Source organism: Brevundimonas vesicularis, from assembly GCF_032067225.1.
Classification (GTDB): domain Bacteria; phylum Pseudomonadota; class Alphaproteobacteria; order Caulobacterales; family Caulobacteraceae; genus Brevundimonas; species Brevundimonas vesicularis_F.
This window is the reverse complement of sequence record NZ_DAMBJX010000012.1, coordinates 48973-60961: the sequence shown is the minus strand read 5'-3', so window position 1 is coordinate 60961 and position 11989 is coordinate 48973. Positions and strand designations below refer to the sequence as shown.

General features: G+C 68.3%; 13 protein-coding genes. 8 read left to right on the top strand and 5 right to left on the bottom strand.

Translation table 11 applies throughout. The features are described from left to right. A partial coding sequence (locus RT123_RS04860; RefSeq protein WP_313008140.1) for a sensor histidine kinase occupies window positions 1–512 on the top strand: 512 nt, incomplete at its 5' end. Here RT123_RS04860 and RT123_RS04855 read toward each other — a convergent pair. Further along, window positions 509–991, bottom strand: a complete 483-nt coding sequence (locus RT123_RS04855; RefSeq protein WP_153925751.1) for an Lrp/AsnC family transcriptional regulator — start codon at window positions 989–991, stop codon at window positions 509–511. The two genes, RT123_RS04860 and RT123_RS04855, sit on opposite strands and share 4 nt — an antisense overlap. An 84-nt stretch (window positions 992–1075) precedes the next feature. On the opposite strand from RT123_RS04855, the gene RT123_RS04850 reads away from it, so the two are divergent. Beyond that, on the top strand, window positions 1076–1984 hold the full coding sequence (locus RT123_RS04850; protein WP_313008139.1) for a DMT family transporter: 909 nt from the start codon (window positions 1076–1078) through the stop codon (window positions 1982–1984). Here the strand turns inward: RT123_RS04850 and RT123_RS04845 are convergent. Beyond that, on the bottom strand, window positions 1981–3480 hold the full coding sequence (locus RT123_RS04845; RefSeq protein WP_313008138.1) for a methyl-accepting chemotaxis protein: 1500 nt from the start codon (window positions 3478–3480) through the stop codon (window positions 1981–1983). The two genes, RT123_RS04850 and RT123_RS04845, sit on opposite strands and share 4 nt — an antisense overlap. Window positions 3481–3683: 203 nt before the next feature. Here RT123_RS04845 and fliI point away from each other — a divergent pair, with 203 nt between their 5' ends. Genes fliI through RT123_RS04830 form a run of 3 tightly spaced genes read left to right on the top strand, consistent with a single transcriptional unit; the run spans window position 3684 to window position 6557 of the window. Next, window positions 3684–5027 carry a flagellar protein export ATPase FliI gene (gene fliI, locus RT123_RS04840; protein ID WP_066552424.1) on the top strand — a complete coding sequence of 448 codons (1344 nt, stop codon included), beginning with the start codon at window positions 3684–3686 and terminating at the stop codon, window positions 5025–5027. Between the two features lie 8 nt (window positions 5028–5035). Beyond that, window positions 5036–5446 (top strand): flagellar export protein FliJ, encoded by a 411-nt coding sequence (locus RT123_RS04835; RefSeq protein WP_313008137.1) that lies wholly within the window; start codon window positions 5036–5038, stop codon window positions 5444–5446. A gap of 43 nt (window positions 5447–5489) precedes the next feature. After that, window positions 5490–6557 (top strand): endo-1,4-beta-xylanase, encoded by a 1068-nt coding sequence (locus tag RT123_RS04830; protein WP_313008136.1) that lies wholly within the window; start codon window positions 5490–5492, stop codon window positions 6555–6557. A gap of 81 nt (window positions 6558–6638) precedes the next feature. Here RT123_RS04830 and RT123_RS04825 read toward each other — a convergent pair whose 3' ends face one another. Then, window positions 6639–6890, bottom strand: coding sequence for a hypothetical protein (locus RT123_RS04825; protein WP_174087224.1), 252 nt, complete (start codon window positions 6888–6890; stop codon window positions 6639–6641). Between the two features lie 91 nt (window positions 6891–6981). Further along, window positions 6982–7191: a hypothetical protein gene (locus RT123_RS04820; protein ID WP_184278913.1), complete on the bottom strand. Its 210-nt coding sequence runs from the start codon at window positions 7189–7191 to the stop codon at window positions 6982–6984. 195 nt (window positions 7192–7386) lie between these two features. On the opposite strand from RT123_RS04820, the gene RT123_RS04815 reads away from it, so the two are divergent. The 3 genes from RT123_RS04815 to RT123_RS04805 all read left to right on the top strand — a co-directional run bounded on the left by RT123_RS04815 (window position 7387) and on the right by RT123_RS04805 (window position 10870). Beyond that, on the top strand, window positions 7387–8103 hold the full coding sequence (locus RT123_RS04815; RefSeq protein ID WP_313008135.1) for a response regulator transcription factor: 717 nt from the start codon (window positions 7387–7389) through the stop codon (window positions 8101–8103). Beyond that, window positions 8091–9404 carry a HAMP domain-containing sensor histidine kinase gene (locus RT123_RS04810; RefSeq protein ID WP_313008134.1) on the top strand — a complete coding sequence of 438 codons (1314 nt, stop codon included), beginning with the start codon at window positions 8091–8093 and terminating at the stop codon, window positions 9402–9404. Before RT123_RS04815 ends, RT123_RS04810 begins: the two co-directional genes overlap by 13 nt. An 86-nt stretch (window positions 9405–9490) precedes the next feature. Continuing rightward, window positions 9491–10870, top strand: coding sequence for a serine hydrolase (locus RT123_RS04805; RefSeq protein WP_313008133.1), 1380 nt, complete (start codon window positions 9491–9493; stop codon window positions 10868–10870). Between the two features lie 63 nt (window positions 10871–10933). On the opposite strand, the gene ctrA is transcribed toward RT123_RS04805, so the two are convergent. Then, on the bottom strand, window positions 10934–11635 hold the full coding sequence (ctrA, locus tag RT123_RS04800) for a response regulator transcription factor CtrA (RefSeq protein WP_017505852.1): 702 nt from the start codon (window positions 11633–11635) through the stop codon (window positions 10934–10936). Between the last annotated feature and the right edge of the window lie 354 nt (window positions 11636–11989).

Here is an 11989-nt window from a genome sequence, read left to right as displayed (position 1 = left end):
TGCAGGCGCGCGGCGCGGCCTCCGACGAGGTGCGCGCCGCTCTGGCCACGGCCGGATCGCGCATCCAGGCCATCAGCGAAGTCCACGACCAGCTGTGGCGCGGCGCCGACGTCCAGACCGTGATCCTGTCCGACTTCCTGTGCCAGCTGTGCGAGGCCATCGACGCCGGCAGCGACCGCCATGTCGTCACCTGCGAGGCGTCCGATGCGCCGCTGGGCGCCGACATCGCCATCCCGCTCGGTCTGATCGTGAACGAGCTGGTCACCAACGCCATCAAATACGCCTATGGCCCCGAGGGCGGCGGCGTATCGGTCACCGGCCGCATCGCCGACGGACGCCTGACCGTCACCGTGGCGGACCAGGGCAAGGGCTTCGACCTGATCGCGGCCCGCAGCGACCGCAGCCTGGGCATGCGCGTAATCGACAGCCTGGTGCGCCAGATCGGCGGCACGATCGAGAACCAAACCCAGGGCGTCGGCGCGATCCTGGTGGTCGAGGCCCCGGCGACCTAGCGCTCCAGCACCGCGCGCCCCGGGTCGAAGCCGACGACCTCGCGGATCACGATCATGCTCTTGAAGCCGCGCACGCCCTTTTCGGGGATCAGTTCGCGGATGCCGAAGGCCTCGTAGTCCTGCATGGAGCGGACGGCGACGGTCAGCAGATAGTCGGTTTCACCCGTCACGTCCCAGCAGCCCTGCACCTCGGGGCTGGCCTTCATGGCGCGCTGGAAGGCGTCCATGACTTTACGATCCTGGGTGTTCATCTCGACCTGGACATGCAGGACGATGCGCGGTTCGACCCGGGCGGGATCAATGACGGCGACGTCGGCGGCGATGACGCCCTCGGCCCGCAGGCGACGCAGGCGGCGCAGGACGGCGGATTCCGATAGACCCACCGCCTCGGCCGTCACCCGCGCCGGCTCCAGATTGTTGCGCCGGACCCGCATCAACAGCTTATGGTCGAAATCGTCGAGCGTGACGAAATTCGTCATTACAGGGTCTCCATTGACGATTTCCGTCGCATTCAAGCGGAAAATCGCCGGGAAGCGCAAGCGGCGTTACGCTAGCTTTACGCCATGACGTCGCTGGCCCTGAAAACCCATCTGAACTCGCCGCTGGCGGCGCGCCTGATCCCCTATCTGGCGCTGTTTGCGGGCATGGTGACGCTGGCGTGCGGCACCTCCTTCGCCAAGACGCTGTTTCCGGTGATCGGGGCGGAGGGGACCTCGGCCTATCGCGTCGGGATTTCGGCCGTTCTGCTGGTCGCCGTGTTCCGGCCCTGGCGGTTCCGCCTGACACGCGCGGACCTGGGCGCCATTGCGCTTTACGGCGTCGTGCTGGGGGCGATGAACCTCAGCTTTTACATGGCCCTGCGCACCATTCCGCTGGGTCTGGCCATCGCCATCGAGTTCATGGGGCCCCTGACCCTGGCCCTGATCCATTCCCGAAAGCCCATCCATTTCGCCTGCATCGGTCTGGCGGTCGTCGGCTTGGGCCTGCTGCTGCCGGTCAAGGCCGGCGCCGGCGCGCTGGATCCCGTCGGCATGGCCCTGGCCGCCTTCGCCGGCCTGTGCTGGGCGCTGTACATCGTCTTCGGCAAGCGGCTGTCGCACCTGCACGCCGGTCAGTCGGTGGCGCTGGGCATGAGCGTGGCGGCCATGGTCGTCGTGCCGTTCGGCGTGGCCCATGCGGGCGCCGCCTTGCTGAACCCCGCCATCATCCTAGCCGGCGTGGCGGTGGCGATCTTCTCCAGCGCCCTGCCGTATTCGCTGGAAATGGTCGCCTTGCGCAGCATCCCCAAACGCACCTTCGGCGTGGTGCTCAGCGCCGAGCCGGCGGTCGGCGCCCTGGCCGGGCTTGTGATCCTGCACGAGCATCTGACCGGCCAGCAATGGCTGGCCATCGCCGCCATCGTCGCCGCCTCGGTCGGCGCCATCGCGACGACGCGGGAGACGAAGATCGAGCTGGAGCCGAGCGCGCCCTAGAACTCTTCCCAGCCTGCGTTCGATGCCGCAGCCGCAGCCGCGCCGCCGCTGGCGAAGGCCCGGATGCGGGCGCGTTCGCGGGCCAGGGGGACGGCGGGGGCGGCGTGCGACAGGTCATGGATGCGGGCCTGAGCCGGCGCTTCGCCCGTCTCGAAGCGTTCGACCAGAAGGGCCAGTTGTTCGGTTTCGGACTTCAGGCTCATGGCGGCGGCGGTCGTCTGTTCGACCATGGCCGCGTTCTGCTGGGTCACCTGGTCCATCTGGTTGACGGCCGTATTGACCTGGCTCAGCCCCGTCGCCTGTTCCTGAGCCGAGGCGGCGATCTCGCTGACCAGAGCGTCCATCTCCGCCACCTTGACGGCGATCGCCGACAGGGCCGCGCCGGTCTCGTCGACCAACTTGACCCCTTGCGCCACCTCCTGGCCGGAGGTGGTGATCAGGGTCTTGATCTCCTTGGCGGCTTCCGCCGAACGCTGCGCCAGCGCCCGCACTTCGGAGGCGACGACGGCGAAGCCGCGTCCCGCCTCTCCCGCCCGCGCCGCCTCGACCCCGGCGTTCAGGGCCAACAGATTGGTCTGGAAAGCGATCTCGTCGATCACGCCGATGATGTCGCTGATCTGGGTCGAGCTGCGCTTGATGCCGTCCATTGCCGCGATCGCCTGGCGCACGACCTCGCCCGACCGATCCGCCTCGGCGCGCGCGCCTAGGGCCGCAGCCGAGGCCTGTTTGGCGCCGTCCGCGCTGCGTTTAACCGTGGCGGTGATCTGGTCCAGCGCCGCGGCGGTTTCTTCCAGACTGGCGGCCTGCTGTTCCGTGCGGCGCGACAGGTCGTCGGACGCGCTGGAGATTTCGCCCACCCCGCCCCGCAGACCCGACACGGCCCGCAGCGCCTGTCCCATCGTCTGGCGCAGGCTTTCGACCGCAGCATTATAATCGTCGCGCACCCGCACATGGTCGCCCTTCACCGGCGCATCGATCCGCGCGGTCAGGTCGCCGGCCGACAGCTTGTTCAGCACCCCCGCCAGGGCGTCAACCAGCAGGGTCTGGGCGCTTTCCGCCTCGACCCGCTCGGCCTCGCGGCGCGCGGCCTCCTGCTCGTCGGCGGTGATGTCAATCGCCAGTTTGATCACCTTCACCGGCCGCCCGTCGGGGCCGAACACCGGATTGTAGGAGGCCTGCAGCCACACCTCGCGCCCGCCCTTGGCCAGCCGCCGGAACTTGCGCGCCAGGAACTGACCGGCGTTAAGCTCGCGCCAGAAGGCGGCGTAGTCGGGCGAGGCCGCCTCGGCCGGGTCCATGAAGGTCCTGTGGTGGGCGCCCCGGATCTCGTCCAGACTATAGCCCATCGTGGTCAGAAGGTTCTGGTTGGCGTCGATGATGGTGCCGTCCAGGTTGAACTCGATCACCGCCTGCGACCGGCCGATGGCGGCCATCTTGCCGTCCAGATCGATCAGCCGGTCCTGCATGTCCGACGACTTCGGTTTACGCGCGAACATAGGTTGCAACCTCTTCGCTGTCGGCCGGCCCCCGCCCGCCTCGGTTGCAAGATTAGCCGCCTAATTAGTTGAAAAACCGTTTCACGTTTGAGTTGCAATCGAGACGCAATAATCGCGGCCTTATCCCCCGCGTTGCAGCAGCGCTTCATCGGTCGTTAACCACGTTGCCGCATCTGTTGAGACCTCTTCCTGGGGTCTGATTTTTGCGCAATCTCGTCGCCGCCGTCGAAGCGATCGATCCGCTGGTCGTGACCGGCAAGGTCGCGGGCGTGTCGGGCCTGCTGATCGAGTCGCGCGGCGGCCTGTCGCGCCTCGCCGTAGGCGCCCGCGCCGAGATCGGACGGCGCGGCCACGATCCCCTGCCGGCCGAGGTGGTCGGTTTCCGCGACTCCAAGGCCCTTTTGATGCCCTTCGGTCCGGTCGAGGGCGTGGCCCCCGGCGCCGATATCCGCATCATCGACCAGGCCGCCAGCGTGCGCCCGACCACCGCCTGGCTGGGCCGCATCATCGACGCCTTCGGCCAGCCCATCGACGGCAAGGGACCGCTGCCGCAAGGCCCCGCCCCCTATCCCCTGCGCGCCCCGCCCCCGCCCGCCCATTCGCGCGGCCGGGTCGGCGAACGCCTCGATCTGGGCGTGCGGGCCATGGACGTCTTCACCACCACCTGCCGGGGCCAGCGCCTGGGCATCTTCGCCGGTTCGGGCGTGGGCAAGTCGGTGCTGCTGTCCATGCTGGCCAAGGAGGCGACATGCGACGCCGTCGTCGTCGGCCTGATCGGCGAACGGGGCCGCGAGGTGCGCGAGTTCGTGGAAGAAACGCTGGGCGAAGAGGGGCTGAAACGCGCCGTCGTCGTGGTCGCCACGTCGGACGAGCCGGCCCTGAAGCGCCGTCAGTCGGCCTATATGACCATGGCCATCGCCGAATATCTGCGCGATCAGGATCTCGAGGTTCTGTGCCTGATGGACAGCGTCACGCGCTTTGCGATGGCCCAGCGCGAGATCGGGCTGGCGGCCGGCGAGCCCCCGACCACCAAGGGCTACACCCCCACCGTCTTCACCGAACTGCCCAAGCTGCTGGAGCGTGCTGGTCCCGGCCCGATCCGGCCCGACGGCACCACGGCGGCGCCCATCACCGCCCTGTTCACCGTGCTGGTGGACGGCGGCGACCATGACGAGCCGATCGCCGACGCCGTGCGCGGTATTCTGGACGGCCACATCGTCATGGATCGCAAGATCGCCGAGCGTGGGCGCTTCCCCGCCATCGACGTGTTGAAGTCCGTCAGTCGCACCTTGCCCGGCTGTCAGACCCCGCCCGAGCGCGAGTTGAACAAGCGCGCCCGCCAGTGCCTGAGCGCCTATGCCAATATGGAAGAGCTGATCAAGATCGGCGCCTACCGCACCGGCGCCGACCCCATCGTGGACCGGGCCATCGCGCTGAACCCGGCCCTCGAAGATTTTCTGGGTCAGGACAAGGACGATGCGACGCGTCTTTCCGATTCCTTTACCCGGCTGGAAGCAATCCTGAACCAAGGCATGATCAGGGAGTGATGATTTAGATGACCGCTTGGGCCCAATCCCTGATCCGCATCTCCAACTATGAGGTCGAGACGCTACAGAAGCGCCTGGCCGAGATCGCCGAACGTCGCGCCGGCGCCGAACTCCGCATCGCCGTGCTGGACGCCGAGGCCGAGGGCGAACGCAACCGCGCCCGCATGGACGCCGAGGCCGGCATGATGCTGGGCGCCTATCTGAACGGCTGGAAATCCCGCAAGGCCAAGGCCGAGGGCGACCTGACCGTACTGGACGCCGAAGAAGCCGGCGCCCGCGACGCCCTGACCGGCGCCTTCGAAGAGCTGAAGAAGTTCGAACACGTCGCCGAGACCACCCGCCTGAACCAGCTGATCGCCCTCGCCAAGCGCGAAACCGCCGCCTTCGACGAGTTGGGCCTGCGGAAGCGTGCGGTCTGACGACCCGCAGCCTTCTAGGTCTGCCTTCGCTGGAGGGAGACGCATGACGCCCACCCGCCGCGCTATCCTCGCCGCCCCGCTCGCGCTTGCCGCTTGCGATCGCCTCGCCTCGGCGGAGCCGTCGCCGCCCAACGTCCCCCCGCTGAAGTCCATCGCCCCCGCCCCCTTCGGCACGGCGATCAAGGCCAGCCAGATCGACGACCCGGACTGGATCGCGCTGGCCCGCGCCAACGTCTCCCAACTCACGCCCGAGTGGGAGATGAAGATGGAATACATCCTGGCCGACGGCCTGGACCGGCCCATCTTCGACCGCTCGGATCGTATCGCCGCCTTCGCCCGGGCCGAGGGCATGGCGATGCATGGCCACACCCTGATCTGGTACGCCCAAGGCAAGGAGGCCTTCGCCGGTCTGTCGGGCGCCGGCTTCGACCGCGCCTTCGACGGCTATATCGCCGCCGTCGCCGGCCGCTATCGCGGCAAGGTCCGCAGCTGGGACGTGGTCAATGAGCCGATCCTGGACGACGGCTCGGGGATGCGCGACTGCCACTGGTCGGCGCGATACGGCCAGGACGGCTATATCCTGCGCGCCTTCGAAAAGGCCCGGATCGCGGATCCCCATGCCCTGCTGTTCCTCAACGAATACAATCAGGAAAGCGTGCCGGCCAAGGGCGCGCAGTTCCTGAAACTGGTCGAGCGGCTGCTGAAGGCCGGCTGCCCGCTGCAGGGCCTGGGCCTGCAATCCCACCTTTGGATCGACATCCCCGAGGGCGTCATCGCCGCCTATATGCGCGAGATCAGCCAGTTCGGCCTGCCGATCCATGTGTCGGAGCTGGACTGCACCCTGCGCACCGAAAACCGGCTGGACCTCCGCAGCCAGACCGACCGGATCGCGGCCCAGGGCGCGCGCGTCACCGAACTGGCCTCAGCTTTTGCGGCCCTGCCCAGGGCCCAGCAGTTCGCCTTCACCGTCTGGGGCCTGCGCGACACCGACAGCTGGTATCGCCAGGGCGACAAGGACGACGGCAACGACAAGCCTCTGCCCTTCGACAGCTTCGGACGTCCCAATCCGATGGCGGCCGCCATCGCGGCAGGCTTCAAGACCCCCGCCTGACGACAGGCCTCTGAATACGGAAACGCCCGGCCGTCTTGCGACAGCCGGGCGTTCCTGTGCGAACCGGAGGGGGCGGCCGGTTTACTTCTTCTTGGCGGTCGCCGGCGCCTGGACCGAGGTCTGGGCCGAAGTCTGGGCCTGGGCTTGATGACCACGACGATGTGCGCGCGGGGCGCGGGCCGACGGCGCAGGGGTCGTCGCCGAAGCGGTCGCGGCCGGACGGGCGGTCATGGCGGTCGAGGGCGCCGGGGTCGTGCCGGCGAAGGCGGCGCCGCTGGTCAGGGCGACGAAAGCGACGGCGGAAACGGCGGCTGCGGTGCGGAAGGATTTCATGTCGATGTCTTTCTTTTGAAGGTCGAAGTCTCAGGAGTGTCGGGTGTCCTGCCGGCCGGGGACGCAGACAGGACCAGCAAGGCGTCGGGCCTTACTTCTTCTTGGCGGGCGTCACAGCGCGGTGGGTGCGGGCGTGGCTGACCCGGTGATGCGCACGGGCGGAGGCGGCGGGGCGGGCGTGAGCGCCCGACGACGGGGCCGAAGGGGTGCCGGCGAAGGCTGCGCCGCTGGTCAGGATCACCAGGGCGGCGGCGCCCAGAATCGCTGAAGAGTGGGCGGCGGTGGAACGGAAGGACTTCATGGCGGGTCTTTCTGTGTGTTTGGCGTCCGGCCTCGTGTCGGACAGTCACTGTTTCGGACCCGCGTCCGGCCGGTTCGGGGCCGGTCCGTGTCGCCGCGTATCGTCGGCGAAGAGAATTGTGTCCGACTGTATCCGCCGCGCTTTGGCCATGAGACAGGACGACAGATCGCGCTTCTTCCCGCTCGCCGAACGCCAATGTCCCAGACCTCCGCCGCCCCTGTCCTTCTGGTCGTCGACGACGACCGCGAGATCCGAAACCTGTTGTCCGACCATCTGGAGCAGCACGGGTTTCGCACGGTGAAGGCCGCCGACGGCCGGGCCATGAAGGCGGCGCTGGAGGCCGGGCCGGTCGATCTGGTGGTGCTTGACCTGAACCTGCCGGATGAGGACGGCCTGTCTCTGTGTCGCGGCATCCGCGCGGCGTCCAAGATTCCCGTCATCATCCTGACGGCGCGCGGCGATCCCATCGACCGGATTGTGGGGCTGGAGATGGGCGCCGATGACTATATGGCCAAGCCGTTCGAGCCGCGCGAACTGGTGGCGCGCATCCGCACCGTCCTGCGGCGCACCGGCGGCGAGGCGACGGGGACGGAGGGACGCCACGCCGACTTCTCCGGCTGGTCGCTGGACATCGCGGCGCGCGCCCTGACCGCGCCGGACGGACGGCTGGCCCCGCTGTCGGGCGCAGACTTCGACCTGCTGCACGCCCTTGTCAGGAACGGCGGCAAGCCCCTGTCGCGCGAGCGGATCCGCGCCCTGTCCACCGTCGCCGACGCCGACGACCGCGCCATCGACCTGAGGGTCAGCCGCCTGCGCCAGAAGCTGGGCGACGACGCCAAGGCCCCGGCCCTGATCCGCACGGTGCGCAGCCTGGGCTATATGCTGGTCGGACCCGTCACATGGCGCGCCTGACCCCGCGCCACGGCCGCGCCGAGGCCGAGACCACGCGGCTGTTCCTGCTGCTGCTGGTCGGCGCCCTGCTGGCGGCGGGCGTGACCTTCGCCGCGCTGGGCCTCAATCATCGTCACCGCCTGTCCCAGGCCCATGACTTCACCACCGCCGAAAGGATCGTGGATCTGGCCGGCTCCAGCGACGATCCCGCCGCCGGCCTGACCGACGGTCTGCCGGACGCTGCGGGCCAGAGGCTGGGCGCGCCCGATCCGTCGCTGACCCATGCGGTCGCCGAGGCCCTGAAGCGGCGCGGCGTGGACGGCGTCTCGGTCAAGGCGTTCGAGGCCTCGGCCGGGGCGTGCGGCGCGGCGACCGATCGTCTGAGATGCCGCATCCTGGTCCTGCGGCCGGTCAATGGCGCGCCTGTCCCGGTGGCGATCAGCCTGCCGCCCGCCCCGCGCCCCTGGACGCTCAGCCGCGAGGCCGCCGCCCTGCTGTTTGCGGGTCTGGCCGCCGTGCTGTTGACCGGCTGGATGGCCTCGCGGCTGGCGGCCGGTCCGCTGAACCGCCTGTCCCAGGGCGCCGTCGCCCTCAGCCACGATCTGGACCGCCCGCCTCTGGTCGAGGAGGGCGCGCGCGAGGTGCGCGAGGCCGCCGCCGCCCTGAACGCCATGCAGACCCGGCTTAAGGCCCTGATCGAGGATCGCACGCGCGTGCTGGCCGCCGTCGCCCACGACCTGCAGACGCCCCTGACCCGGATGCGGCTGCGTGTCGAAAAGATCGAGGACGAGACGCTGCGCGCCCAGTTCATCAGCGACCTGGCCGGCATGCAGCATCTGGTCCGCGAAGGGTTGGACCTGGCCCGGATCGAAACCACGGTCGAGGCCGTGACCCCCGTCGATCTGGACGCGCTGCTGTCCGCCATCTGCGAGGACGCGGCCGAGGCGGGCCAGCCGGTTGTCTTCACCCAAGGCTGCAACGCCGTCGTGCCGACCCGGCCCCAGGCCCTGCGCCGCTGCCTGACCAATCTGGTCGACAACGCCGTCCGCCACGGCGGCGATGCGGCCGTCTGCGCCGTGCGCGACGACCATACGGTACGCCTGATCGTGCGCGACCACGGTCCCGGCGTGGCGCCCAACCAGTTGGAGAAACTGTTCGAGCCCTTCTACCGCCTCGATCCGTCCCGCTCGCGCGACAGCGGCGGCTCCGGCCTGGGCCTGACCATCGCGCGCCGCATGGCCGAACGCGCCGGCGCCCATTTGACGCTCGCCAACGCCGGCGGCGGCGGGCTGGAGGCGACCCTGACCTTCCGACAGCCCTGACGAAAAGGACGGACGCCTGCATCCGAACGCCGCTCTCGCCGCCTCTCTCTGAAAGCGTTAGCGTGACGCGTTCAGGAGACCGCCCCTTGCCTCATTCGTTGCTCGCCCGCCGTCGTCCGGCCATCCTGCTGCTGGCCGCCAGCGCCCTGGCCCTCACGCTCAGCCCGCTGGCCAGCCGCCCGGCCGCCGCCCAGGACGCGGCGCGCATGGGCCAGGTGATCCGCGCCTCCAGCGACGCCGACGCCTTTTCCGGCGCCGTCCTGGTCGCCCGCGACGGTCGCATCCTTCTGGATCAGGGCTACGGCCTGGCCAACCGCGAGTGGAACATCCCCAACGACGGTGATGTGAAGTTCCGCCTCGGCTCACTGTCGAAACAGTTCACCGCCGTCGCGGTCATGCTGCTGAACCAGCAGGGCAAGCTGGATCTGGATGCGCCGATCAAGACTTGGCTGCCCGACGCCCCGGCCGCCTGGGACGCGATCACCCCGCGCCATCTGCTCAGCCACACGGCCGGCGTGCCCAACTTCACCGCCTTTTCCGACTTTGAGGCCCAGAAGACCCGGCCCGCGACGCTGCCGCAGCTGATCGCCAGGTTTCGCGACCGGCCGCTGGACTTCGCGCCGGGCTCCCGGTTCGCCTATTCCAACTCGGGCTATGTGCTGCTCAGCGCCATCATCGAGGCGGCCAGCGGCCAGACCTACGCCGAATTCGTCGCCGCCAATCTGTTCCAGCCGCTGGGCATGAGCGACAGCGGCTACGACCGCCACGACGTGATCCTGCCCCGCCGCGCCTCGGGCTATGCGCCGGGCGCCGACGGCGTCGTCAACGCCGACTATGTGGAGATGACCATCCCCACCGGCGCCGGCGCCCTGTATTCGACCACCCACGACCTGCTGAAGTGGGAACAGGGCCTGTTCGGCGGCCGGCTGCTGAACGCCCAGTCGATGACCGCCCTGACCACGCCGGTGCGCAACGGCTACGCCATGGGGCTGATGGTGTCCGAGGCCGACGGCAAGCGTCTGGTCTGGCACAACGGCGCCATCGAGGGCTTCAACACCTATATGGCCTATGATCCGGGCGATCGGACCGCCGTCATCGTTTTGGGCAATCTGAACGGCGAGGCGCCCGACAAGCTGGGCGCGGCCCTGGTCACCCTAACGCGCGGCGGAACCGTCACCCTGCCCAGCGAACGCCGCGCCGTCGCCCTCTCGCCTGAGGTGCTGAAGGCTTATGAGGGCGTCTATAATCTGGCCCCGACCTTCGCCCTGACGATCTCGGTCGTGGACGGCAAGCTGATGGCCCAGGCCACCGGCCAGCCCGCCTTCGCACTGACGGCGGAGGCTGAGGACGCCTTCTATCTGACCGCCGTCGACGCCCAGATCACCTTCACCCGTAACGCCGCCGGCGCCGTCGAGGGCCTGGTCCTGCACCAGGGCGGCCGCGACATGCCGGCGAAGCGTCAGTAAGCTCTCAACGCAAAACGCCCGCCGTCACCGGCGGGCGTTTCGAAATCGCGGATCGAGAGTCGATCAGGCGGCGACGGTGACGACGCCCTCGGCCGGGTCGCGCAGGACGTAGCCGCGGCCCCAGACGGTTTCGATATAGTGTTTGCCGTCGGCGGCGGTGGCCAGCTTCTTGCGCAGCTTGCAGATGAAGACGTCGATGATCTTCAGCTCGGGCTCGTCCATGCCGCCGTACAGGTGGTTCAGGAACATTTCCTTGGTCAGGGTCGTGCCTTTGCGGAGCGAGAGCAGCTCCAGCATCTGGTATTCCTTGCCCGTCAGGTGGACGCGGTGACCGTTCACCTCGACCGTCTTGGCGTCCAGGTTCACGGCGATCTCGCCGGTGTGGATGATCGCCTGGGCGTGACCCTTGGAGCGACGGACCACGGCGTGGGTGCGCGCGATCAGTTCGTCCTTGTGGAAGGGCTTGGTCATGTAGTCGTCGGCGCCGCCGCCGAAGGTCTTGACCTTGGTTTCGATCTCGTGGCTGCCCGACAGGATCATGACCGGGGTGTTGACCTTGCCGACGCGCAGCTGGCGCAGGACTTCCAGGCCGCTCATGTCCGGCAGGTTCAGGTCAAGAAGAATGAGGTCGTAGTCATAGATCTTGCCCAGATCGATGCCTTCCTCGCCCAGATCGGTCGTATAGACGTTGAAGCCCTCCGACTTCAGCATCAATTCGATGCTTTGGGCGGTGGCGTGATCGTCTTCAATCAACAGGACGCGCATACGTGCCCCTCCAGGCAAAAGCTTTGCGGTAACCACCCTGACACACGGCCGGGTAACCTTGTTCGCAAGTTAAGACGTGAAAACCTTAAGAAGGGTTAACGCCATCCGATTGAGGCGAATCTAGGCTGATTTGCGAATCGGCGTCGAGGGGCCGGAGTCAACGATTCGAAATTTATTAACCATGTTTGCCATTTCGCCGCTGCGAGCCGAGCCCGGGCCCGCCCGTCCAAAGCCGCCTTCCATCGCAATAGGCCGACCACAACCTCAAGGCGGTTAAGGCGCCACGTCCGCTTCTGACGTGAACTAGGAGTATATTCCTACCTCAAGGTCAGCGCCGTCCTATGATGGCGTCAT